Below are 21823 nucleotides of genomic sequence, written 5' to 3'. Positions count from 1 at the left end.
GACCACCTCCTCGTGGCCCCGACGTCCGGAGTCTCAGGACGCCAGGATGTACTGACTGTAGGCCTTGCGGACCTTGTTCACCTTGGGCAGCGCCACCGCGAGGCAGTAGCCCTGACCGGGGTTCTTCGCGAAGAAGTCCTGGTGGTACTCCTCCGCACGGTTGAAGGTACCGAGCGGCTCGATCGTCGTCACGATGCCGCCGTCCCAGATGTCCGAGGCGCGCGCGATCGCCCGCTCGAACAGGGCCTTCTGGTCGTCGTCGGCCGGGAACATCGCCGAGCGGTACTGCGTGCCGACGTCGGCGCCCTGCCGGTTCAGCTGCCGCGGGTCGTGCAGCGTGAAGAACACGTCGAGGATGACGTCGGCCGGGATGACCGTCTCGTCGAAGGTGACCGCCACCGCCTCGGCGTGACCGGTCGTCCCCGTGCACACCGACTCGTACGAGGGGTTCTCGACCTCGCCGCCGACGTAGCCGGACACCACGTCCTGCACGCCCTGGAGCGTGCGGTACACGGCGTCGAGACACCAGAAACATCCACCTGCGAGCACGAACGTCGTCATGGCCGCAACCTACCGCTCCCCGCTCGGAGCGAGCCGCGACCGGGGCACGCCTCCTCCACAACGCGCACGCCCCGGCGACGCTCCCCGGATCGTCCGAGCGCACTCGGCGTGTCGGTGGTCGGCCGTACCGTCGGGGACACACCGACGAGCAGGAGGCACCACGATGCAGACGACGAACGAGCCGGTCTTCCGGATCCGTACCGCGCCCGTGGCCCGCTCGCGCGGCGACCTCCGGATCCTCGACGTCCGCGACGACCTCAGCCGCGTGACCCGGGCGAACGGCGAGATCGTCGGGTACGTGGACCGCGTCGACGTCGCCGGCGGCACCGCCTACCGCGCCCGTCGGTACGTGTCGACCGAACGACGCTTCGTCGAGCTCCCGAACGTCTGGTCGGCCGACGACGCCGTGGACTGCCTGCGCTGGGGCTGATCCGGCCCCACCGGACGACATGATGTTCCACATTGGAATCATGTCCGGTCGGATGCGCGGAACACCGCCCGACCTCCCCGATGCCTGACCGTTTCGTGAGTAGGGTGCGCGCATGGACTGGTGGAACGACCTGACCGACTGGATCTCGTCCGACAACGGCTGGCGCGTGATCTCCGGCGCGCTCATCCCGTTCGTCGCGATCGTCGTGGCGGGCGTCATCGCGGCGCTCATCGGCCGCGGGGCGACGAAGCGGGTCGTGGCGATGCAGGAACGCGAAGCGCGGAACGCCGCCGTCGCGGGCATCGTCTCGGCTGCACGCAAGGCCGCGACCTGGGGTTCCCTCGGGCACGACGAGCGCGCGTACGCCGACCACCTCGCCGAGGACGCCGACATCCGACTCCGTCTGCTCCCCGTCGCCGGTGCGCCCCTCGCGGCCAACTGGACGCAGCACGAGATCGCGGACATCAAGAAGAACTCCTCGACCTTCAGCTTCCAGGCGGAGCAGTCGCTCGCCGAGTTCCGTGACCGCATCCTCGAGTGGCAGGCACGACCGAACCGGGCGCGCAAGCTCTTCAAGAGCGACCTCGAGCGCTGGAAGTTCGATTCGCCCGACCCCGACGCCGAGCTGATCACGCGGCAGCAGGACTGGAACGCCGACCAGGCCGCCCCCGCGCGACCGACGGACGCCGGCACGACCACCGCCGTCCCCGCCGAGCGCCCGACGCCGACGACGACCTCCCTCCGGCCCGCTCCGGCGAGGACGCCCGCCCCGGCGAACGCGCCCGCCCCGTCGAGCACGCCCGCCGCAGCCCCCGGTGCCGGCGCCGCCTCCGGCGCTGCTGGCGCAGGCTTCTCGGTCACCCGCGGCGGCGCCGCACCGGTCGACCCGAACGCGACGACGCCGATCTCGGACACCTCCAGCACGAACCGGACGACCCCGATCTCCGACACGAACGCCACCCGCGCGTACGGCGACGGCGCGACCCGCGCGTACGGCGACGGCGCCGCCACCCCGACCCGGGCGCCCCTGGGTTCGCCGGCATCGCCCGCCGGCAGCCGCGGCTCGGCGACCGAGTCGGCCGCGTCCGGCGCGGACACCGACAACGCCGACGCGGTCGACGACGTCCGGCCGAGCAGCCCTCGCGGCACCGACCGTCCCACCACGGGCCCCCGGAGCAGCGGGCCCCGCGGGGCGGACACGACCGGTCCCGACGCGAGCGCGACGCCGCCGGTCGCCAAGCCGACCTCGGCGGACGCGCACGTCAACCGCACCACGGAGTCCGACGCCCGCGGTGTCGACGCCTCGACGACCGCACACACCCGGTCGATCCCGACCCGCATCGCGGACGGCCCCGCCGAACCGGCCGACGCGAACGAGACCTCGGAAGCGCCCTACACGCAGCCGATCAGCGCGAGCGAGCTCCGTCGCCGCGCTGCCGACGACGACGAGTAGGCAGTCACCGAACGACACGAAGGCCGCCGTCCCGATGGACGGCGGCCTTCGTCGTGCGTGCCCCCGGCAGGAATCGAACCCGCGGCACGGTGGGTAGAAACCACCTGCTCTATCCACTGAGCTACGGAGGCGGACGGCCCCGATTCTATCCGCGACCCTCGCCGAGGTGCTGCACGAACCGGTCGACCTCCCGCTGCGACCGGAGGTGGACGATGCGCAGGTGCGGCGCGGTCTCGACGAGCTCGGGCACCCGACGACGCGTCACGTTGCGGGTGCTGATGCCCCAGCGGAGGATGTGGCCGCGATCGGTGAAGAACGTCCACAACGACGGTTCGACGTTGCCGTTCCACATCTCGATGCGCCCGAACCGACGGTGGAGCGTCCGACGCAGCAGCCGCCAGAGCGCCTGGGCAGTCGGCAGGTCGATCCACACGAGCGTGTCTGCACGGTTCGCCAGCATCGCCCGGACGGAGGTGTACTGCCACTCCGTCACCCACGCGGGTTCGCTCGTGTACCGCTCGACGTCGGCGACGAAGGTGTCCCGCGGGACCCAGCCGGGCCCGTGGTAGAGCGCGTCGATCTCGGTGTGCGGGATCCCGAGGACCCGGCCGATCCGCCCTGCGGTGGTGGTCTTCCCGACGCCCGTGGTGCCGGCGACGAGGACGCGACGGGGCACCGGGTCCAGGGGGTCGTCGGCTCCGAGCACTCGTCGACCCTAGCCCGCGGTGAGGTCGTAGACCGTGACGCCTCCGATCGTCGACGAGGTGAAGGTCGACTCGACCCACTCGGAGATCTTCGACGCCGCATCGCTGCCGCCGTTCGACTGCCCGACGCTACCGGCGATGAAGTAGTGGATCTTCCCGGCAGCGACGTCTGCCTGGAACTCCGCGAGGGTGGGTGACGGGTCCGAGCCGTTGAAGCCGCCGATGGGCATCACCGAGGCGCCGGTCGCGAGCTGGTAGGTCGCGGCACTGTTCGAACCGACGGTGGCGGCGACCCAGGTGTAGTCGTCGGCGTCCTCCAGGAGCGCCTTCCGCAGCGTCGAGGAGACCTCGGTGGACCCGCCGAGCAGCCCACCGGCTCCGCCGAACCCGCCGCCACCCGCACGCCCCGTCCCGGTCCCGCCACCGGTCCCGGTCCCGCCACCGGTCCCGGTCCCGCCACCGGTCCCACCGGTCCCGCCGGCCGCGCCCGCCCCACCCGGTCCGCCAGTCCCGCCGACGCCACCCGCGCCTCCAGGGGCGCCGCCAGCACCACCGAACCCGCCGCCACCGCCGCCGCGGGCCCCGCCACCAAACCCGCCGCCACCGAACCCGCCGCCCGCGACGGTCGGTCCGGCCGAGGGCAGCGCCCCGGTGTGGGCGGTCGTCACCGTGTCGATCGAGTACGCCGCCGGTCCGAGCAGCGCCGTGACGACCGCGCCGACGACCACGACGCTGCTGATCGGACGGGACCACCTCGCGAGCCCGCCGCCGCGCACCGGCACCAGCACCGCCCCCGCCGTCACCACCCCGACCACGAGCACCACCCACCGGATCCACGGCTGCCAGCCCGACGCCGCCGTCAGCAGGTGCCACTGCCACACCACCGTGACGACCACCGCGAACGCCGCCGTCCCACGCCACCACCACGACGCGCGCCGCTCCCACAGCACCCCGGCGCCGATGCCCACGAGCCCGGCGATGTACGGCGCGAGCGCGACCGTGTAGTACGGGTGGAAGATCCCGCCCATGAAGCTGAACACCAGCCCGGTCACGAGCAGCGACCCACCCAGTGCGATGACCGTGGCGAGGCGGGAGCGAGCGGACGGCGTCCGCTGCCGGAACCCGATCGCGACGAGCGCCGCCACGAGCAGGACCAGTGCGGTGGGCAGCAGCCAGGTGATCTGCCCGGCGAACTCCGACCCGAACAGCCGCAGCAGCCCGGTGGCGCCCCAGGAGCCGGCTCCGGCAGTGCCGCCGCCCCCGGTCACGCTGCCGGTCTCGTCGCCGGTGACCCGCCCGAGGCCGTTGTAGCCGAAGGTGAGCTCGAGGAACGAGTTCGTCTGCGACCCGCCGATGTACGGGCGGGACGACGACGGCACGAGTTCCACCACGGCGACCCACCACCCGCCGGCGACGACCACGGCGAGGGCTGCCCACAGCAGGTGCACGATGCGCTTCACGAACGGCAGCGACGAGCAGGACAGGTACACGCCGACGAGCACGGGCAGGATGAGGAACCCCTGCAGCTGCTTCGTCAGGAAGGCGATCCCGACGGCCACGCCGGCCAGGACCACCCACCGCAGACGCCCGCTCTCGACACCGCGCAGGACGAGCCAGAGCGACAGCACCATGAGCAGGGTGAGCAGTGCGTCCGGGTTGTTGAAGCGGAACATGAGGGTCGCGACCGGGGTCGTCGCGAGTGCGGCACCCGCGACGAGCGCGGCCCCGGCGGAGAACCGCCGCCGGACGATGACGTACAGCAGTGCCACGGTCCCGACGCCCATGAGGGCCTCCGGCACGAGGATCGCCCACGAGTTGAGGCCGAACAGGCGCACGGACAGTTCCATCACCCAGAGGAACGTCGGCGGCTTGTCGACCGTGATCGAGTTGCCCGCGTCCGAGGAGCCGTAGAAGAACGCCTCCCAGCTCTGGCTCCCCGCCTGCACGGCCGCCGAGTAGAACGCGTTCGCGTACCCGTTCACCCCGAGGTTCACCAGGTACAGGACGGCCGTCGCGACCAGCAGGCCGAAGAAGGCAGGACGTTCCCACCGTGCTCGCTGGACGGCGGGTGTGCGGGAGCTGATGCGCATGGTCCCAGCGTCACCGGATCGGCTTTCGGCATCCGTTGGCAGCGCTGTGGAAGCGCCGGGAGGCGCGGCGTGCGTCCGCCGGGTCGGGTTCCGGAACGGTTTGGCGCGCGTCTGCCTGGTGTTCGCCTCCGCGACACCGCGGCTTCGTAGCGTCCCGAGCATGCGCCCCACCGGTTCCGTCGTCGCGGTCGTCCCGGCCCGTGCGGGGTCGAAGGGCATCCCGGGCAAGAACCTCCGCCCCGTCGCCGGGCGCTCCCTGGTCCGTCGCGCGGTCGAGTCCGCCCGAGCAGCGACGACGATCGACACCGTCGTGGTCTCGACGGACGGCGACGCCATCGCCGCCGAGGCCGTGTCCGCCGGCGCCCGGGTCGTCCGGCGTCCGGCAGCGCTCGCCGGGGACGAGGCCTCGTCGGAGTCCGCGCTGCTGCACGTCCTCGACACGCTCGCGGCCGCGGGCGAGGAGCCCGAGGTCGTCGTGCTCCTGCAGGCGACCTCGCCGTTCATCGACCCGGCCGACCTCGACGCCGCCGTCACCCGGGTCCGCGACGGCCACGCCGACTCGGTGTTCGCCGCGGCGCCCTCGCACGCGTTCCTCTGGCGCATCGGCGACGACGGCTCCGCCCGCGCCGTGAACCACGACCAGGCCGTCCGCCCCCGGCGGCAGGACCGCGAGCCGGAGTTCCGCGAGACGGGCGCGTTCTACGCCTTCCGGGCCGCCGCCTTCCGCGAGCACCGCCACCGGTTCCACGGCCGCGTCGAACTCGTCGTCGTCGACGGTGCCGGTGCGATCGACGTCGACGACCCGTCCGACCTCGCGCTCGCGTCCGCCCTCGCACCACGGCTCGACCGTCCCGTGCACCGGTCCGACGAGCACGCACCAGACCACCGTCCGGCCACCGAGCCGCACGTCCCCGCACCGAACGGAGCACCATGACCGTCACCATCGGCACGTCCACGATCGGCGCGGGCCACCCCGCGTACCTCATCGGCGAGATCGGCCTGAACCACAACGGCGACGTCGACATCGCCAAGCGACTCATCGACGTCGCGGCCGACGCCGGGCTGCAGGCCGTGAAGTTCCAGAAGCGCACGCCGGAGATCTCCACGCCGGAGCACATGAAGCAGACGCCGCGCAGCACGCCGTGGGGCGAGATGACCTACCTCGAGTACCGGTACCGCGTCGAGTTCGACCGCGACCAGTACATCGAGATCGGCGACCACGCCACGCTCCGCGGGCTCGACTGGTTCGCCTCGCCGTGGGACGAGCCGTCGGTCGCCTTCCTCGAGGACCTCAACGTCGTGGCGTACAAGATCGCCTCGGCGTCGGTGACGGACCTCGGACTCCTGGCCGAGGTCGCCACGACCGGCAAGCCCGTGATCCTCTCGACGGGGATGTCGACGCTCGAGCAGATCGACCGTGCCGTGGAGGCCCTCGGCACCGAGCGACTCGTGCTCATGCACGCCACGTCGACGTACCCGCTCCCCGCCGAGGAGGCGAACCTGCGGATGATCGACACCCTCGCGAACCGCTACGCAGGCGTCCCGGTCGGGTACTCCGGCCACGAGCCCGGGCTGCAGATCTCCATCGCCGCCGTGGCGCTCGGCGCGACGGCCGTCGAGCGCCACATCACGCTCGACCGCACGATGTGGGGCTCCGACCACGCCGCGTCGCTCGAACCGCACGGGCTGCAGACGCTCGCGCGCGACGTCCGGATCATCGAGACCGCGCTCGGCGACGGCGTGAAGCGGGTCATGCCCGGCGAGCGGGCACCGCTCGCGAAGCTGCGCCGCGTCGGAGCGTGACGGGCGGCGACCTGGACGCGACCGGCGACGGGGGCGAGCTGAGGGACGGACGGGAGGCGCGCCTCCCGTCCGACGCCCTGCCACGCGTCCGACGCGTGGTCGGCCTGGTCGACACCGACTCGTTCGCCAAGTGGGGCGCTCACCTGCTCGCCACGGCACCCGCGCACTGGAACCTCGAACTGCTCACGGTGGCGACGCCGCGATCCGCGAGCCGCGCGCAGCTGCGGTCCGCGTTCCGCGGGCTCGACGACCGGCTCGCGCACCTGGCCGCGGCGCCGCCGGAGGCGCTCGAGGTCGACGCCATCGTCGAACGACTCCGGCAGGACCCACCGGACGCCGTGCTGGTGTCCCTGATCGGACCGGTGGCGGAGCTCGTCATCGAGGAGGTCCTCCGTCGGGTGCCACGGCGACCCGTCCTCGTGACGGGGCTGCCCGGGATCTCCTACCCGGCGAAGTGGAAGGGCGTGTTCTTCCGGGCGCGCGCCGACCTGTTCGTGCTGCACAGCCACCGCGAGGTCCGCGCCTACGAGGAGCTCGCGACCGAGGGCGGCGTCGAGCCGCACTTCGCGCTCGCGACCCTGCCGTTCGCGCGGCCGTCCGGAGCCGCTGCGAGCCGTGACGGGGTCTCACCGCGCGACTCCGTCGTCTTCGCCGCACAGCCGAGCGTCCCCGCGGAACGTGCCGAGCGGGAGCGTGTCGTCGGGTGGCTCGCCGAGACCGCCCGTCGGCACCCGGAGTGGCGCGTGGTGATCAAGGTCCGTGCCGCCGCCGGAGAGCACCAGACGCACCGCGAACAGGACCCCTACCCGGACCTCGTGCCGACGGACGCGCCGGCGAACCTCGTGGTCGAGAGCGGGCCGATGTCCGCACACCTCGACCGGGCGGTCGCCCTCGTCACGATCAGCTCGACGGCCGTGCTCGAAGCGGCGGCACGGGGCATCCCCGCGCTCACCCTGACCGACTTCGGCATCGGGCGACACCTCATCAACGAGGTGTTCGTGGGCAGCGGGCTCGAGGGCGACGCCGTCGACCTGGTGGACGGCCGGTTCGGGACGGTCCGGGACGAGTGGATGCACGACAACCACTTCCACCCGGAGTCCGAGGACGACTGGGCCGACCGGACCGAGCAGCTCATGGCGTCGCGCGACGCCGGCGTCCTGCGCGACCGACCGGCGGCACGCCGGAGTCGCGGTGGCGTGCTCCGTCGGGCCTGGGAGCGGAAGAACGCACTCGGGCCGGACGACCGGAGTGTCCTCGGGGCCGTGGCGCTGGTGATCGGGGCGCCGGTGCGGGCGCTGAAGCGGGTCGTCCGGCAGGTGCGGCGGGTGGTGCGGCCGGCGGAGGTGCCGGTGTTGCTCGCGCCGACGAGTCAGCGTGCTGCGTCCGGTGCTAGCCGGTCAGATCGCCTTGGCGATCGCGAGGAGCAGTTGGTCCCGGGTCGGGACGCCGGGTGACCGGAAGACCTCGGCACCGTCGTCCCGCCGCACGATGATCGTGGGGGTCGACCGGATGCCGAGGTCCTCCGCCTGGTCGGGGTGGTTCGCCACGTCGCGCTCGGTCACGTGCAGCCCGGGGACGAGCTCGGACGCCTCGGCCGACACCCGGCGGGCGGCGGCGCACGGGGCGCAGAACGAGGACGTCCAGAGGTCGAGCTGCATGTGGTCCTGCAACGCGGGCGCGGCCGGATCTACTCCCGGTGCGTGTGGTGCGGCGCTGTTGCTTACTCGCGGTCGAACTCGCCGCTGCGGTCCCCGCGGTCCGCGAGGTCGTCCACCGGGTCGGACTCCCCCGGCACGTACTCGAACTCGGCCGAGGTCTGGTCGAGCACCTGGCGGGACTTCGTCAGTCGGTAGGTGAACGCGGTCTGGAGTCCCTCGACGTCGGCGAACACCGTGACCTCGTCGTCCAGCGCGTCGCTCGTGGCCGTGCGGGTGTCGGTCGTGCCGTCGAAGGGTCCGCCGTGGAAGATCGCGGTGTACTCGTCGCCTTCGTGGATCGTGATGTCGCTCATGCATCCCTTCTACCAGGCACCACCTGTTGACACATTCATAGCCTCGCTATATAGTTTTGCTATGGAATCACCGCGTGAACAGACGATCGAGACGCTCCTCGTCTCCGTCAACCGCCTGATCCGCACCGCAGCGCAGGCGACGGGGAACACCACGTCCTCCGCCGTCTGGCGCACGCTCGGCATCCTCGAGACCGACCAGCCGCTCCGCCTCGGCGAGCTCGCTGCCGCCTCCCGCGTCGCGCAGCCCACGATGACCCGACTCGTCGCGGGCATGCTCGCCGACGGGCTCGTGTCCCGCAGCGTCGACCCCGACGACTCCCGCGGGCAGCTCATCGAGCTCACCGACGCCGGCCGTGAACGCCTGGCGTCCTGGCGGGTCACCCTCACCCGGACGGTCGGCCCGCTCTTCGCCGACCTGTCCGACGACGAGTGGGACACCCTGCACGACGCCGTCGAGGTCATCGCCGCCCGAACCTCCACCGCCACCAGAACGGAGACCCACGCGTGAACGCCCACGCACCCGCCGCACAGTCCGGCAGCATCCTCAAGCAGTCATCGGCGGTCTGGGCGATCGCCTTCGCCTGCGTCGTCGCCTTCATGGGCATCGGCCTCGTCGACCCGATCCTCCCCGCGATCGCCTCGTCCCTCAAGGCCACCGCGGCGCAGACCGAGCTCCTCTTCACGAGCTACCTCGCCGTCACCGGTGTCGCGATGTTCTTCACCAGCTGGGTGTCCAGCCGCATCGGCGCGAAGAACACCCTGCTCATCGGCCTCGCCCTCATCGTGCTCTTCTCGGTGCTCGCGGCGACGTCGAACAGCGTGTGGACGATCATCGACTTCCGCGCGGGCTGGGGTCTGGGCAACGCGCTCTTCATCTCCACCGCGCTCGCGACGATCGTCGGCGCAGCCTCCGGTGGCACCGCGTCCGCGATCATCCTGTACGAGGCGGCGCTCGGCCTCGGCATCGCCGTCGGCCCGCTCGTCGGCGGCCTGCTCGGCTCCGTCAGCTGGCGCGGCCCGTTCTTCGGCGTCACGACGCTCATGGCCATCGCGTTCATCGCCATCGTCACGCTCCTCAAGACGAAGAACCTCGAGAAGCCCACGCCGACCAAGCTCTCCGCGCCGTTCCGCGCACTCGGTCGCCCGGCACTCACCGCCCTCGCCGTCACCGCGCTCTTCTACAACATCGGCTTCTTCGTCCTGCTCGCCTACACGCCCTTCCCGCTCGGCTTCGGCGCACTCGGCATCGGCTTCACCTTCTTCGGCTGGGGCGTCGGCCTCGCGATCACCTCGGTCTGGGTCGCCCCGATGCTCACCGCACGACTCCGCCGCACCACCGTGCTGAAGATCGCGCTCCCGCTGCTCGCGCTCGACCTGTTCGCCGCCGCCGTGGTCGTGCAGTCGCAGGTGGGCCTGATCATCTGCGTCATCATCGGCGGCCTCGTGCTCGGCGTCCTCAACACCGTGCTCACCGAGTGCGTCATGGAGGCCACCGACCTCCCCCGCTCCGTCGCCTCGAGCGCGTACTCCGCGGTGCGCTTCATCGGCGGTGCGATCGCCCCACCCGTGGCCACCCTGCTCGCCGACCAGTTCGCCCCGTCGGCCGCGTACGTGTTCGCCGGGCTGTCCGTCGCCGTCGCGTTCGTCGTCGTGGTGTGCACCACGCGCGTGCTGCGCCGGGTCGACGACGGCGCCGAGCCCGAGCCCGTCGAGGCCGAGGCCATCGCCGCCGGCGAGATGGCGTAGCCCCGGCCCCCGGCCCGGCGCTGGCCGGGCTCCGCGCTCCGCGCTCCGCGAGCGGGCGAAGTACGTCCCGCTCACCCGCCGCACCCAGCACCTTCCGCCCGCTCGCGCGCTCACCCGCGCGAGCGGGCGTTTTCCGTCCCGCGCGCACCCCGCACCCTGCGCATTCCGCCCGCTCGCGGATCCCGGGGTGACCGCCTGGAGGCGCGGGTCGACCCGGAGACCGGCACCGCGCCTCCAGACCCTCGCGCCCACCCCGCGAGCGGGCGAAATCGGGCTCGGTCGCGCCCCGCAGCCGTCACATACCGCCCGCTCGCCGCACCGGCCACGCGAGCGGGCGAATCCTGCGCGGCTCACACCCCGCACCCCGCTCATTCCGCCCGCTCGCGCAGGTGGCACGGGCGCCGCCTGGAGGCGCGGGTCGCCCCCGAGACCGGCGCCGCGCCTCCAGGCACTCGCGCTCACCCCGCGCCACGAGCGGGCGAAGAACGTCCGGACCGCACCCCGCAACGCGCACATACCGCCCGCTCGCGCACACCGCGCCGCGAGCGGGCGAATACGTCCCAGCCGCGCCCCTCAGCGCGCACATACCGCCCGCTCGCGGGCCGGGCGGGCCGCGAACGGCCGGGCGCGCGGGCGGAAAGCGACCCCGCCCCGCCGCGGAATAGGATCGACACCATGGCAACTGCGAACGACCGCCTCGTCTGGATCGACTGCGAGATGACGGGCCTCGACCTCGAGGTCGACGAACTCGTCGAGGTGGCCGTGGTCGTCACCGACTTCGACCTCGTCCCCGTGCACCCCGGCTTCGACATCGTGATCAAGCCCGACCAGTCGGCACTCGACAACATGAACGAGTTCGTCACGAACATGCACACCACCTCGGGGCTGCTCGAGGAGATCCCGAACGGTGTGAGCCTCGCGGACGCCGAGTACCAGGTGCTCGAGTACATCCTCGAGCACGTCCCCGCCGAGGGCTCCGCTCCCCTCGCGGGCAACACCATCGGCACCGACCGATCGTTCCTGTCGAAGTACATGCCCCGCGTCGACGGACACCTGCACTACCGCAGCGTCGACGTGTCGAGCATCAAGGAGCTCTGCCGCCGCTGGTTCCCGCGCGTGTACTTCAACGCGCCGGAGAAGCACGGTGGGCACCGTGCCCTCGCGGACATCCTCGAGTCCATCCGCGAGCTCGAGTACTACCGCCGCGCGGGCTTCGTGGCCGAGCCCGGCCCCACCTCGGACGAGGTCAAGGCCGTCGCGAGCGAGGTCGTCGCCAAGTGGGAGCCGCGGCTCGCGCAGTAGGACACACCGCCTGCGGCGCGTCCAGGAGGCGCGGCTCACCCCTCGTGTTCTGACCCGCCTCCGGCATGTACTACTATTGAGTGGTCGCGCCGGTCGCCCGGTGTGCACATGGTGGATATAGCTCAGTTGGTAGAGCGCCTGGTTGTGGTCTAGGAGGTCGCGGGTTCGAGACCCGTTATTCACCCCAGTGCTGATGCAGATCAGCGGAAGGCCCCGGTCCCTCGGACCGGGGCCTTCGTCGTGCACAGGACCGGCTGTGTGCACAGGACCGCCTGCGTGCATACGACATGTGGAGAACTTCCGGTCGAGCGCTCGCATCTGGTGCACTCGAACGGTGTTCAACCTCGTGCGGAAACTCTGGCCGAACCTCGCTCGCGAGTTCTGGCTCAACACCGTGTGCAGCTCCCGGCTCGTCCCGTCACAGGCACGGTTCCTCCTGCTCCGGCTCGGCGGGCTCCGACTCCGGCGGAGCACGGTCCTGCACGACGTGGAGTGGTTCGGCAGCGGGCGGGTCACCTTCGAGCGGGGTGTGATCCTCAACCGGGGCGTGGTCGTGAACCACAGCGGCGGGCTCTACATGGCCGAGAACTCCGGTCTCGGCCCGGGGACCCTCGTCATCACGGCGTCGCACGAGATCGGCCCTCCGACGAAGCGGTGGGCTGCCGGCACGACCGCTCGGGTGGTGATCGGCAAGGGTGTCTGGGTCGGCGCGAACGTGACGATCCTGCCGGGGGTGCGCATCGGCGACGGCTGCATCATCGGGGCGGGATCCGTCGTCAGTCGTGACTGCCTCCCGGACGGCATCTACGCCGGCGTCCCCGCCCGCAGGCTCCGCGACGTGGTGCCGGCCCCGTGACCGCGCGTCCGCCGCCGGGCCGGACGGGGTTCCACCAGCGCGGTGTGGCACGATCGGCGACGTGATGGAGATGTCCGCCGACGCGTTCGAACAGCTCGTGACCGACGAACTCGACCTGCTGCCGGACGAGATGGTCGACGGCCTCGACAACGTGGTGTTCGTCGTCGAGGACGAACCGGAGAACGGCGAAGAGCTCTTCGGCGTGTACGACGGCATCGCGGCGACCGAGCGTGGGCAGTACGGCTTCGGCGAGCTCCCGGACCGCATCGTGCTGTTCCGGAAGCAGCACCTCGCCGAGTGCGACACGCTCGAGGAGCTCAAGGACGAGGTCCACACCACGCTCGTGCACGAGATCGGGCACTTCTACGGCATCGACGACGAGCGCCTCCACGAGCTCGGCTGGGCGTAGCCGGGGCCACGGCGCCCGCGCGGCCGCCGGGGCCACGGTGCCCGCGCCCGCGCCCACGCACCAGCGCCCCCCAGCACCTCAGAACCGCGTCGGCCCCACCTCGTGGTACTTCTCCCACCCGTCCACCGGCCCCCGCCCGTGCAGCGCGTACTCCCCCACGAGCCGCTCCTTGTAGACCGCCGGGTTGTGCGACGCCACGACCCGAGCGTTCCGCCAGTGCCGGTCCAACGCCCGCGTGCGATCGGCCGCCGAGGCCCCACCGACCTCGAACAGCTCCGACGCCGCCCGGAGCACCCGCGGCCCGACCTCGATCTGCGCCTGGTAGACCGCGTTCTCGGCGGCGTCCAGCAGGTCACGGTCGACGCCGGCCCCGGGCTCGTTCGTGCCCACCACCCCGTCGAGCAGCCCCGCCGCGGCGACGACGAGCGACCGGGCCGTGAACGCCCCGGCCGACAGCCGACCGAGCACTGCCAGCACCTGCGGGTCGTCCCCGGGCCGCGCGGCGTTCGCATGGATGTACGTCCGGGTCCGCGGTCGCACGAACGCGACGGCGTCGTCGGACACCGCCTGCCCGATCCCGGCGAGGACCGCCAGCAGGTACACCTGGTAGAAGGCCTGGATGTGCGACAGCGGGGCGTCCTTGTACGCCGAGACCACCGAGGGGTCGACCGACACCCCGTCGAACACCGTGGTGCCGGACGCGGTCAACCGCTGGCCGAACCCGTCCCAGTCGTCGACGCTCGTCACGCCCGGCGCGTCGACCGGCACGGCGAACGTGACGCGGTCACCCGAGCGGTCCGCCGCGAGGTAGATCCAGTCCGAGTAGAGCGTCCCGGTCGAGTAGAACTTCCGGCCGTCGAGACGGACGGAACCGTCCTCGGCGACGCGCACCGTGGTGGAGATGTCGGCGAGCGTCGTCCCGGTCCGCTCCGACGTCGCGTTCCCGATGATCGCGCCGTCGACGATCCGCTGCAGCCACTCGTCCCGCCCGGCCGACGACGGCCGGAGGAGCACGAGTTCGGTGTACCCGAAGTGCCCGCGCCACAGGTGCGCGATGTTCGAGTCGGCAGCGGCGAGGTCGGCGACGAGGTGCACGAGTTCGACGAGCGTCACGCCGAACCCACCACGGTCCTCCGGCACGCGGAGCCGTCCGAACCCCGCGTCGGCGAGCGCACGGACCTCGTCGTGCGGCAGCGGCCGGTCCCCCGGCGTCCCGGACGCCAGCTCGCGGTCGACGGCCCCCTCGCGGATGCGGTCGAACAGCGGCTGGAACCGAGCGCGCAGCTCCGCCAGGCGGCTGGTCCCGGTGCCGGCCTGGAGGGACGGCTCGCCCCCGGTGGTCGTCGTCGCGTCGGTCATGCGGTCACCTCCACGGCGTCGCGCGCGGCGTCCGCGCCGGTTCCGGCAGCTCCGCCCGTGAACGCTCCCCGCCACCGCCGCGCCGGGTGGCTGTCGGGCAGCTGCGGGTGGCCGAAGAGCTTCTCGCGCAACGTCCCCTCGCGGTACTCGGACTGCATCAGTCCGCGCTCCTGCAGGGTCGGGGCGATGTGGTCCACGAACTCCTCGTAGGAGCCGGGCAGCGTCCAGTTGATGACGTTCACCCCGTCGACGCCGGCGCGCTGCCAGTCGGCGAGCTCGTCGGCGATCTGCTCGGGCGTCCCGACCACGCGGGCACGGAGCTTCGCGGAAAGTCGGGCGAGGTCGGCGATCGTCGGCTCCCGGTCGCCGGCGGCCTCCCGGAGCCACTGCAGATGCGACTGGCCGGCGTGCGTGCGGACCTCGGACAGCGGCGTCTCGGGGTCGAGGGGCTCGCCGGTGTCGGGGTCGAACCCGAGGTTCGAGTGCACGAGGAAGCCGTCGGCCGCGAGGTACTCGTCGATCTCCGCTTCCTTCGCCTTCGCCTCGGCCTCGGTGGCCCCGGTGACGAACGTCAGTCCGAGGAAGAAGGCGATGTCGTCCCGCTGCCGCCCCGCTGCCGAAGCGAGGTCGCGGGTCTCGCGGATGAGCTGCTCGGTGGCGTCGCGGTTCGACGTCAGGATGAACTGGGCCTCGGCGTTCCGCGCCGCGAAGGCTCGGCCGGCCGGCGAGGACCCCGCCTGGAAGAGCACGGGCGTCCGCTGCGGCGACGGTGCCGACAGGTGCGGGCCCTGCACGTCGTAGCGCTTCCCGTGGTGGTCGATGCGGTGCACCTTGTCGGGGTCGGCGTAGCCGCGCACCGGGTCCTTGAGCACGGCGCCGTCCTCCCACGACCCCTCCCAGAGCTTCGCGCAGACCTCGAGGTACTCCTCGGCCCAGACGTAGCGCTCGTCGTGCTCCTCGAGCCGGTCGGCGCCGAAGTTCCGCGCGGCGCTGTCGAGGGCGCTCGTGACGACGTTCCAGCCGATCCGGCCCCGGGTGATGTGGTCGAGGGTGGAGACCTTGCGGGCGAAGTCGAACGGGTGCGACTGGATGACGCTCGACGTGAACGCGAGCCCGAGGTGCTCCGTCGAGACGGCGAGCGCCGAGAGCAGCACGGACGGGTCGTTCGAGGGGATCTGCAGCCCCTCGCGCAGGTTCGTCGAGTAGTCGCCGCGTCCGGGGCCGTACGTCCCGACGACGTCCGCGAAGAACATCGCGTCGAACTTCCCGCGCTCGAGGGTCTTCGCGAGGTCGGTCCACAGCGTCACGTCGTCGAAGTCGGCCTGGCGGGCGTCCGGGTGCCGCCAGAGGCCGTGCTGGATGTGCGACGTCGTGTTCATGACGAAGGCCGCGAAGCGCAGCGGGCGGTTCGGTGCATCGCTCATGCGGTCCATGTTCCCCGCCGTCGTATCGCGGGAGGGCGTGACGTGACCTCGCGTTACGCGGGGTGTTCCCCGAGGTGCGCGACGCGACCATGCTCCTGAGGGTGCCGAACTCGACCACCGCAGCCGCGCCTCCAGTCCGTTCCACCGCACCGTCGACCACCGCGACCCGCCGTCGCGTCGCCCTGGCGTCCTTCGTCGGGACGACCGTGGAGTACTACGACTTCTACCTGTACGCGACCGCGTCCGCGCTCGTGTTCGCGCCCACGTTCTTCCCCTCCGTGACCCCCGCGGTCGGCGTCATCGCGTCGTTCGCGACCTACGGTGTCGGGTTCGTCGCCCGCCCGCTCGGCGGGATCATCGCCGGACACCTCGGTGACCGGATCGGGCGGAAGAAGCTGCTCGTCGCGTCGCTCGTGCTGATGGGGATCGCGTCGACGCTGATCGGGGTCATCCCCTCGGCCGCGACGATCGGCGTCGGTGCCGTCGTCGCGCTCGTGGTCCTGCGGCTGCTGCAGGGTGTCGCGGCCGGGGCCGAGTGGGGCGGCTCGGCGCTGCTGTCCGTCGAGCACGCACCCGAGCGGCACCGCGGACTGTTCGGGGCGTTCACGCAGATGGGGTCCGCGGGCGGCATGCTCCTCGCGACCGGTGTCTTCACGCTCGTCCGGGGGCTGCTCGGCACCGAGGCGTTCCTGGCGTGGGGCTGGCGGCTGCCGTTCCTGTTCTCGGCGGTGATCGTGGCCGTCGGGCTCGTCATCCGGCTCGGCGTGCAGGACGCGCCGGTCTTCCAGGAGCTGCGCGCCTCCGGGAACGTCGAGCGGTTCCCGGTGTGGCAGGCGATCCGGCGGCACCCGCGGGCGATCCTCGTCACCGCGGGGCTGCGGCTCGTGCAGCCGGCGCTGTACTCGATCCTGACGACGTACTCGCTGACGTACCTCGGGTCGGTGCGGGGGCCGTCCGGCGCTTCGGCCGGGCTCCAGGCCGTGCTCGTCATCTCGGCGGTGTCGCTCGTGTCGACGCCGTTCTGGGGCTGGCTGTCCGACCGGGTCGGCCGCCGGGTGCTGACGATCTGGTCGGCGGTGGGGATCGCGGTGCTCATCTGGCCGTTCTTCGCGTTCCTCGACGCGGGGCCGCTCGTGCTGCTGCCGCTCGTGGCGCTGATCGGGATGTGCGTGTTCCACGACAGCATCTACGGGCCCCAGGCGGCGTGGTTCGCGGAGCAGTTCCCGACCGGTCGGCGCTACTCGGGGATGTCGCTCGGGTACCAGATCGGGTCGATCTTCTCGGTGGGGCTCACGCCGTTGCTCGCGGCCGTGTTCGTCGAGCTCGGTGGGGGCTCGCCGTGGATCCTGTGCGGGTACCTCGGGGTGTACGCGGTGCTCTCGATTGTGGCCGCGGTCTTCGCGGTGGACCCGGTGGCGGCGGCCCGGCGGGGTGCGCGGGGCGCGGCGGGTCGGGCGCGCGCTGAGGTTTCGGGCTGAGGTTTCGCGCTGAGCGACACATCACGGGCGCGATCGGGCGTGAACTGTCGCCCAACGCGTGAACTCGCGGGCCGCCAGCGACGGGACGAGCGCCCGCGCCGCGCCGCACGCCCAGCGCGTGAACTCGGCCTCCGCCCGCGCCGGGCCGGGCCGCGCGCCGCGCCGTACGCCCCGCGCCCTACGTCCGCAGCACCACGTCCGCCAGCTCCGCCGGCCGCTCGGCAGCGATGAACGCCGCCTCCTGCGCCGCCCACCGGTCCCACTCCCGCGCGAAGGACTCGCCGTCACGCCCGATCGCCCGCTCCCACCGGGTGTCGTCGTCGGCCTCGAGCCACACCCGCAACGACGCGAGCGGCGCCGAGCCCCGGGACAGCGCACCGCACCCCTCGACCACGATCGGCCGCCCGGGGTCGACGGCGGCCCACTCTGCCGGGCACGACGTCGCCCAGTCCCACCGTCGGTAGCCGGAGCGTCCCCCGAGGACGTCGGTCACCACGGCCTCCGCGGCGGCCCGCAACCCGTCCCATCCCGGGTAGACGTCGTCGAGGTGGACGACCTGCGCGCCGAGCCGCTCCGCCAGGGAGTCGCCGAGCGTCGTCTTGCCCGTGCCCGACCTGCCGTCGACGAGCACGACGAGTCGCGTACCGGAGGCGGTCGCGACCCCGGCGGCCGCGGCGGCGAGGCCCTCGACGAGCGAGTCGTCGGGACCGGCCGTGCCGTCCGTGCCGCGCGCGCCACCCACGTCGGGTTCCCCCTCAGGCACGCCACGTCCCCGCGCCCACGGCCACCGCGATGGACACGACACCGATCCCGACGAGCACGCCGACCATCGCCCACTCCGGCCCCGCGAACCGCACACTCCGCGCCCACGTCCGCCGCCCGGGAGTGCCGAACCCCCGCGACTCCATCGCCACCGCCAACGTCGTCGCCCGCCGCAGCGCCAGCACGAGCAGCGCGAACGCCATCGACGCGCCACGCCGCAGCCGTCCGGTGTCCGCGACGCCGCGGGCCCGACGAGCCATGCCGAGCTGTCGCCAGTCGTCCCCGAGGAGCGTCATCATCCGGATCGCCGCGAGCGCCCCGAGCACGAACCGTGCCGGCAGCCGCAGGAGCTGCGCGAGCCCGTCCGCGAGGTCGGTCGGGTCCACCCGCACGAACAACACCACCGCAGGCAGCCCGATCGCCAGGACACGGAGCGCCGTCGCCAGCGCGAGTGCGAGCGACCCGTCGGTGACGTGCGCGAACCCGAGGTCGAACCAGGACCGCCCGGACGGCCGCCCGTACAACGCGATGCTCAGCGCGGTCAGCGGCACCGCGACCAGGACCGGCGAGGTCCGCAGCAGCAGGGTGCGGGGCGGGATCCGCAGGAGCGGCAGGAGCAGGAGTTCGAGACCGAGCGCGACCGCCGCGGACACGACGTCGAGGCTGAGCACGAGGCACACGCCGAGCGCGAGGACGCCCAGCAGCGATGCCACCGGCTGGACGCCGCGGACGCCGCGTGCACGCGTGGTGCCGTCGGGTGGTCCAGGAGGCGCGGCTCGTCCGGGCAGACCGGCCGCGGCGTGGTGCACGGTCACGGTTGCACCTCCGTGGCCGGATCGCGCAGGTCGGCGGCCGGCCCGACGGTGCTCGCCCCCGTCGCCCCTGTCGCCCCCGTCGCCCCTGTCGCCCCGAGCACGACCTCGTCCGCATCGAGCGCGCGGACGAGGTCACGGTCGTGCGTCACGGCGACGATCGCGGTGCCGGAGTCGGCGAGTTCGCCGAGCCGGTCCACCACGGCCTGCCAGGTCGCCCGGTCCTGACCGGAGGTCGGCTCGTCGAGCACGACGACGGGCGGCCGGGAGGCGATGACCGTCCCGATCGCCAACCGCCGCTGCTCGCCGCCGGACAGCGTGAAGGGGTTGGCGTCGGCGAGGTGCACGAGGCTGAACGCGTCGAGGAGCTCGTCGACCCGGGCATCGACGTCCGCCGCTCCGAGGGCGCGGGGGCCGACGGCCAGCTCCTCACGCACGGTGCGGGCGACGAACTGGTGCTCGGGGTCCTGGAAGACCGTGCCGATCCGACCGGCCAGCTGCCTGCTCGTCCACGCGGCGGGGGCGTCACCGATGCCGTCGGCGAGTGCCGTGCCCGCGCGGAGGGACCCCGCTGCGGGGCGCAGGAGCCCGGCGAGCGTGAGGCCGAGCGTCGACTTGCCGATGCCGTTCGGCCCGGTGACCGCGAGGACCCGTCCGGCCCGGACGTCGAGGTCGATCCCGCTCCCGACCGGCTGCCGCCTGCCCCGGGCGGTCCCGAGCCCCCGCGCCGCGAGCAGCACCGGGTCCCGATCGCCGAGCGGGCTGATTCCGTCCGGTCCCCCGTTGTCGGCCCTGTGCATTCCGCCCACTCGCGGTCCCGCGTCGCCGAGCGGGCGGATTCCGTCCGGTCCCCCGCCCGCAACCCCGCGCATTTCGCCCGCTCGCGGCGGCGTGCGGGTGCCCCGACGCGCCGAACCCCGCTCGGGCTCGGACCCGGGCACCCAGACGCCGGCGGCGGTCAACGCCGGACCGTGCTCGGCGAGCACGTCCGCGGGCGCACCGTCCGCGACGACACCCCCGGCCGGCTCCAGCAGCACGAGTCGGTCGACCAGGTCCAGCCACGTGCCGATGCGGTGCTCGACGACGAGCAGTGAACACCCGGTCTCGTCGAGCAGCGCCCGCACGGCGTCGTGCACCTGCACCACCCCGGAGGGGTCGAGGTTCGCGCAGGGCTCGTCGAGCACGAGGGCACCCGGGCGCATGGCGAGCACGCCCGCGAGCGCCAGCCGCTGCCGCTGCCCGCCGGAGAGCATCGTGGTGGACCGGTCGAGCGGCAGGTCGAGCCCGACGACGTCGAGGGCCGACCGGACGCGCTGCCAGATCTCGTCCCGCGGGACGCCGGCGTTCTCGCAGCCGAACGCCACGTCGTCGCCGACGCGGGACATCACCGTGTGCGCCTCGGGGTCCTGCATGACGAGGCCGACGCGCCCGCGGACCGCGCGCGGTTCCGCACCGTCGACGAGGACCGAACCCTGGACGGAGGCGGCGGTGTCGTCGGTGGCGTCCGGCTCGTCCGGGAGCACGCCCGCGACCGCCCGCAGCAGCGTCGACTTGCCGGCGCCCGAGGGACCGACGATCGCGACCCGCTCCCCCGGCTCGACGGTCAGGTCGACGCCCCGGACGGCCCAGGCGTCACGTTCCGCGTACCGCCAGCCCCAGTCGGAGAAGGTGACCCGCGCGGCTGCCACGGTCACGCGACGGTGCGAGGACCGCGTCTGGAGTGCTCACGGCCCGCCGCGAACGACGACAGGACGCCGGTCGCGGCGAGCGCTCGGACGAGGAACCACGAGCCGACGCCCGCGATCAGCGCACCGGAGACGATCGCCGAGACGACGTAGACGACCTTGAAGGCCAGGTCGAGTCCGGGGTACCAGAGCACCGTGTCGTTCAGCCCGAGCGCCAGCCCGGCCGCGGCACCGGCGAGCACGACCACCGGCAGGCGGTACACGCGGTACAGGAAGAGCGCGAGCACCAGCTCGGCTCCGAGGCCCTGCACGAGGCCGGCCTCGAGCGTCAGCCAGCCCCACTGCGTGCCGAGGAGCGCCTCGACCGAGGCGGCCACCATCTCGGCGTAGAGGGCCGCTCCGGGCTTCCGGACGATGATCGCGACGACGGGCCCGGCGAGCAGCCACACCCCGCCGAAGAGCGCCTGCGTGCCGGGGAGCACGAGAGCGGCGACGGCGCTGATCGGCTCGTAGCCGAACTCCCAGAGCTTGAAGACGACACCGATCGCGACGGCGAGCACGCTCGCCACGACGATGTCGACGACCCGCCAGCGCAGCGAGCGCCTGACGGGGGTGGACGGAACAGCAGTGTGCGTGCTCGTGGACATGGCCCTGGACTCCTCCCTGCGCCGGCATGATCCGGATCAGGTTCGACGGTCGGAGCGCCACTCGCTCCCTCTCAGCCCGGCGATCCCGGACTCCCGTGTGTGTCCCGCCATTGTAGACGTGGTCGCGACCCGGTGACGGATCGCGACCACGGGACGTCCTGGAGGCGGGGGGGGGGGGGCCCCCCCCCCCCCCCCCCCCGGCCACGGGGACAGCAGTAGGTCGCCCCCCCCCCACCCCCCCACCCGGCGCCGGCGCCCCCAGACCACCCGCGGCAACCCCCCCCCGGGCGC

The 21823-nt window shown here is 72.8% G+C and carries 21 protein-coding genes, 2 tRNA genes, 1 pseudogene and 1 riboswitch; of the genes and pseudogenes, 12 read left to right on the top strand and 12 right to left on the bottom strand.

All coding sequences use genetic code 11. From position 1 onward, the window contains the following. Positions 1-33: 33 nt before the first annotated feature. The gene (gene msrA, locus ACIPKM_RS13545) at positions 34-561 is read right to left on the bottom strand and encodes a peptide-methionine (S)-S-oxide reductase MsrA (protein ID WP_402736915.1); all 528 of its coding nucleotides are present in this window, start codon (positions 559-561) and stop codon (positions 34-36) included. Between the two features lie 163 nt (positions 562-724). On the opposite strand from msrA, the gene ACIPKM_RS13540 reads away from it, so the two are divergent. Both ACIPKM_RS13540 and ACIPKM_RS13535 read left to right on the top strand, forming a co-directional pair. Further along, on the top strand, positions 725-991 hold the full coding sequence (locus tag ACIPKM_RS13540) for a hypothetical protein (protein ID WP_070416608.1): 267 nt from the start codon (positions 725-727) through the stop codon (positions 989-991). Between the two features lie 112 nt (positions 992-1103). Beyond that, on the top strand, positions 1104-2444 hold the full coding sequence (locus tag ACIPKM_RS13535) for a hypothetical protein (protein ID WP_402736914.1): 1341 nt from the start codon (positions 1104-1106) through the stop codon (positions 2442-2444). A gap of 58 nt (positions 2445-2502) precedes the next feature. Here ACIPKM_RS13535 and ACIPKM_RS13530 read toward each other — a convergent pair. The 3 genes from ACIPKM_RS13530 to ACIPKM_RS13520 form a co-directional block, all read right to left on the bottom strand. Then, positions 2503-2575 (bottom strand) — tRNA-Arg (locus ACIPKM_RS13530). Between the two features lie 14 nt (positions 2576-2589). Beyond that, the gene (locus ACIPKM_RS13525) at positions 2590-3150 is read right to left on the bottom strand and encodes an AAA family ATPase (RefSeq protein WP_402736913.1); all 561 of its coding nucleotides are present in this window, start codon (positions 3148-3150) and stop codon (positions 2590-2592) included. A gap of 9 nt (positions 3151-3159) precedes the next feature. Further along, on the bottom strand, positions 3160-5238 hold the full coding sequence (locus ACIPKM_RS13520; RefSeq protein ID WP_402736912.1) for an ArnT family glycosyltransferase: 2079 nt from the start codon (positions 5236-5238) through the stop codon (positions 3160-3162). A 160-nt stretch (positions 5239-5398) separates the two neighbouring features. Here ACIPKM_RS13520 and ACIPKM_RS13515 point away from each other — a divergent pair, with 160 nt between their 5' ends. The 3 genes from ACIPKM_RS13515 to ACIPKM_RS13505 are packed head-to-tail and all read left to right on the top strand — an operon-like array spanning position 5399 to position 8495. Further along, positions 5399-6172, top strand: a complete 774-nt coding sequence (locus ACIPKM_RS13515; protein WP_402736911.1) for a cytidylyltransferase domain-containing protein — start codon at positions 5399-5401, stop codon at positions 6170-6172. Beyond that, positions 6169-7041 (top strand): N-acetylneuraminate synthase family protein, encoded by an 873-nt coding sequence (locus ACIPKM_RS13510; protein ID WP_261647502.1) that lies wholly within the window; start codon positions 6169-6171, stop codon positions 7039-7041. Before ACIPKM_RS13515 ends, ACIPKM_RS13510 begins: the two co-directional genes overlap by 4 nt. Then, positions 7038-8495, top strand: a complete 1458-nt coding sequence (locus ACIPKM_RS13505) for a DUF6716 putative glycosyltransferase (protein WP_402736910.1) — start codon at positions 7038-7040, stop codon at positions 8493-8495. Before ACIPKM_RS13510 ends, ACIPKM_RS13505 begins: the two co-directional genes overlap by 4 nt. Here ACIPKM_RS13505 and ACIPKM_RS13500 read toward each other — a convergent pair. Next, positions 8439-8699 (bottom strand): thioredoxin family protein, encoded by a 261-nt coding sequence (locus ACIPKM_RS13500; RefSeq protein ID WP_022907438.1) that lies wholly within the window; start codon positions 8697-8699, stop codon positions 8439-8441. The genes ACIPKM_RS13505 and ACIPKM_RS13500 overlap by 57 nt on opposite strands. A gap of 62 nt (positions 8700-8761) precedes the next feature. After that, the gene (locus ACIPKM_RS13495) at positions 8762-9052 is read right to left on the bottom strand and encodes a hypothetical protein (protein WP_070416615.1); all 291 of its coding nucleotides are present in this window, start codon (positions 9050-9052) and stop codon (positions 8762-8764) included. Between the two features lie 61 nt (positions 9053-9113). Here ACIPKM_RS13495 and ACIPKM_RS13490 point away from each other — a divergent pair, with 61 nt between their 5' ends. The 6 genes and pseudogenes from ACIPKM_RS13490 (at position 9114) to ACIPKM_RS13465 (ending at position 13365) form a co-directional block, all read left to right on the top strand. Beyond that, positions 9114-9560, top strand: coding sequence for a MarR family winged helix-turn-helix transcriptional regulator (locus ACIPKM_RS13490; protein ID WP_070416616.1), 447 nt, complete (start codon positions 9114-9116; stop codon positions 9558-9560). Then, the gene (locus tag ACIPKM_RS13485) at positions 9557-10798 is read left to right on the top strand and encodes an MFS transporter (RefSeq protein ID WP_071295919.1); all 1242 of its coding nucleotides are present in this window, start codon (positions 9557-9559) and stop codon (positions 10796-10798) included. Before ACIPKM_RS13490 ends, ACIPKM_RS13485 begins: the two co-directional genes overlap by 4 nt. Before the next feature lie 675 nt (positions 10799-11473). Beyond that, a complete protein-coding gene (gene orn, locus ACIPKM_RS13480) occupies positions 11474-12100 on the top strand; it encodes an oligoribonuclease (RefSeq protein WP_402736909.1) in 627 nt (208 codons plus the stop codon). 111 nt (positions 12101-12211) lie between these two features. Next, positions 12212-12287 (top strand) — tRNA-His (locus ACIPKM_RS13475). A gap of 495 nt (positions 12288-12782) precedes the next feature. After that, a pseudogene (locus tag ACIPKM_RS13470) lies at positions 12783-12920 on the top strand (DapH/DapD/GlmU-related protein); the annotation flags it as partial. Between the two features lie 100 nt (positions 12921-13020). Beyond that, positions 13021-13365, top strand: coding sequence for a metallopeptidase family protein (locus ACIPKM_RS13465; RefSeq protein ID WP_071295921.1), 345 nt, complete (start codon positions 13021-13023; stop codon positions 13363-13365). Positions 13366-13443: 78 nt separating this feature from the next. On the opposite strand, the gene ACIPKM_RS13460 is transcribed toward ACIPKM_RS13465, so the two are convergent. Together ACIPKM_RS13460 and ACIPKM_RS13455 are read right to left on the bottom strand one after the other, a co-directional pair. Continuing rightward, entirely contained in the window at positions 13444-14724 is a 1281-nt protein-coding gene (locus ACIPKM_RS13460) for an acyl-CoA dehydrogenase family protein (RefSeq protein WP_071295922.1), read from the bottom strand. Further along, positions 14721-16148: an LLM class flavin-dependent oxidoreductase gene (locus ACIPKM_RS13455; protein WP_071295938.1), complete on the bottom strand. Its 1428-nt coding sequence runs from the start codon at positions 16146-16148 to the stop codon at positions 14721-14723. Before ACIPKM_RS13455 ends, ACIPKM_RS13460 begins: the two co-directional genes overlap by 4 nt. Before the next feature lie 89 nt (positions 16149-16237). Here ACIPKM_RS13455 and ACIPKM_RS13450 point away from each other — a divergent pair, with 89 nt between their 5' ends. Then, complete coding sequence (locus ACIPKM_RS13450; RefSeq protein ID WP_402736908.1) at positions 16238-17626, top strand: MFS transporter; 1389 nt, start codon at positions 16238-16240, stop codon at positions 17624-17626. 178 nt (positions 17627-17804) lie between these two features. Here the strand turns inward: ACIPKM_RS13450 and ACIPKM_RS13445 are convergent, their stop codons facing one another. The 4 genes from ACIPKM_RS13445 to ACIPKM_RS13430 all read right to left on the bottom strand — a co-directional run bounded on the left by ACIPKM_RS13445 (position 17805) and on the right by ACIPKM_RS13430 (position 21532). Then, positions 17805-18368, bottom strand: coding sequence for an AAA family ATPase (locus tag ACIPKM_RS13445; protein WP_402736907.1), 564 nt, complete (start codon positions 18366-18368; stop codon positions 17805-17807). 13 nt (positions 18369-18381) lie between these two features. Then, positions 18382-19203: an energy-coupling factor transporter transmembrane component T family protein gene (locus ACIPKM_RS13440; RefSeq protein ID WP_402736906.1), complete on the bottom strand. Its 822-nt coding sequence runs from the start codon at positions 19201-19203 to the stop codon at positions 18382-18384. Further along, complete coding sequence (locus ACIPKM_RS13435) at positions 19200-20894, bottom strand: ABC transporter ATP-binding protein (RefSeq protein WP_402736905.1); 1695 nt, start codon at positions 20892-20894, stop codon at positions 19200-19202. Before ACIPKM_RS13435 ends, ACIPKM_RS13440 begins: the two co-directional genes overlap by 4 nt. Continuing rightward, positions 20891-21532 (bottom strand): ECF transporter S component, encoded by a 642-nt coding sequence (locus ACIPKM_RS13430; protein WP_070416623.1) that lies wholly within the window; start codon positions 21530-21532, stop codon positions 20891-20893. Before ACIPKM_RS13430 ends, ACIPKM_RS13435 begins: the two co-directional genes overlap by 4 nt. Beyond that, a riboswitch (TPP riboswitch) is annotated at positions 21529-21638 on the bottom strand. Its footprint overlaps the gene before it by 4 nt. Positions 21639-21823: the final 185 nt, after the last annotated feature.

The organism is Curtobacterium sp. NPDC086286 (assembly GCF_044746255.1).
Lineage (GTDB): Bacteria > Actinomycetota > Actinomycetes > Actinomycetales > Microbacteriaceae > Curtobacterium.
Note: the sequence above shows the minus strand (reverse complement) of the source record. Positions and strands in the feature narration are given on the sequence as shown.

Bases quoted from the DNA above. Each gene is read 5' to 3' on its own strand.
- msrA (WP_402736915.1), bottom strand. From the start codon at position 561: ATGACGACGTTCGTGCTCGCAGGTGGATGTTTCTGGTGTCTCGACGCC.
- ACIPKM_RS13540 (WP_070416608.1), top strand. From the start codon at position 725: ATGCAGACGACGAACGAGCCGGTCTTCCGGATCCGTACCGCGCCCGTG.
- ACIPKM_RS13535 (WP_402736914.1), top strand. From the start codon at position 1,104: ATGGACTGGTGGAACGACCTGACCGACTGGATCTCGTCCGACAACGGC.
- ACIPKM_RS13520 (WP_402736912.1), bottom strand. From the start codon at position 5,238: ATGCGCATCAGCTCCCGCACACCCGCCGTCCAGCGAGCACGGTGGGAA.
- ACIPKM_RS13515 (WP_402736911.1), top strand. From the start codon at position 5,399: ATGCGCCCCACCGGTTCCGTCGTCGCGGTCGTCCCGGCCCGTGCGGGG.
- ACIPKM_RS13510 (WP_261647502.1), top strand. From the start codon at position 6,169: ATGACCGTCACCATCGGCACGTCCACGATCGGCGCGGGCCACCCCGCG.
- ACIPKM_RS13500 (WP_022907438.1), bottom strand. From the start codon at position 8,699: ATGCAGCTCGACCTCTGGACGTCCTCGTTCTGCGCCCCGTGCGCCGCC.
- ACIPKM_RS13495 (WP_070416615.1), bottom strand. From the start codon at position 9,052: ATGAGCGACATCACGATCCACGAAGGCGACGAGTACACCGCGATCTTC.
- ACIPKM_RS13490 (WP_070416616.1), top strand. From the start codon at position 9,114: ATGGAATCACCGCGTGAACAGACGATCGAGACGCTCCTCGTCTCCGTC.
- orn (WP_402736909.1), top strand. From the start codon at position 11,474: ATGGCAACTGCGAACGACCGCCTCGTCTGGATCGACTGCGAGATGACG.
- ACIPKM_RS13465 (WP_071295921.1), top strand. From the start codon at position 13,021: ATGGAGATGTCCGCCGACGCGTTCGAACAGCTCGTGACCGACGAACTC.
- ACIPKM_RS13460 (WP_071295922.1), bottom strand. From the start codon at position 14,724: ATGACCGACGCGACGACGACCACCGGGGGCGAGCCGTCCCTCCAGGCC.
- ACIPKM_RS13455 (WP_071295938.1), bottom strand. From the start codon at position 16,148: ATGAGCGATGCACCGAACCGCCCGCTGCGCTTCGCGGCCTTCGTCATG.
- ACIPKM_RS13450 (WP_402736908.1), top strand. From the start codon at position 16,238: ATGCTCCTGAGGGTGCCGAACTCGACCACCGCAGCCGCGCCTCCAGTC.
- ACIPKM_RS13430 (WP_070416623.1), bottom strand. From the start codon at position 21,532: ATGTCCACGAGCACGCACACTGCTGTTCCGTCCACCCCCGTCAGGCGC.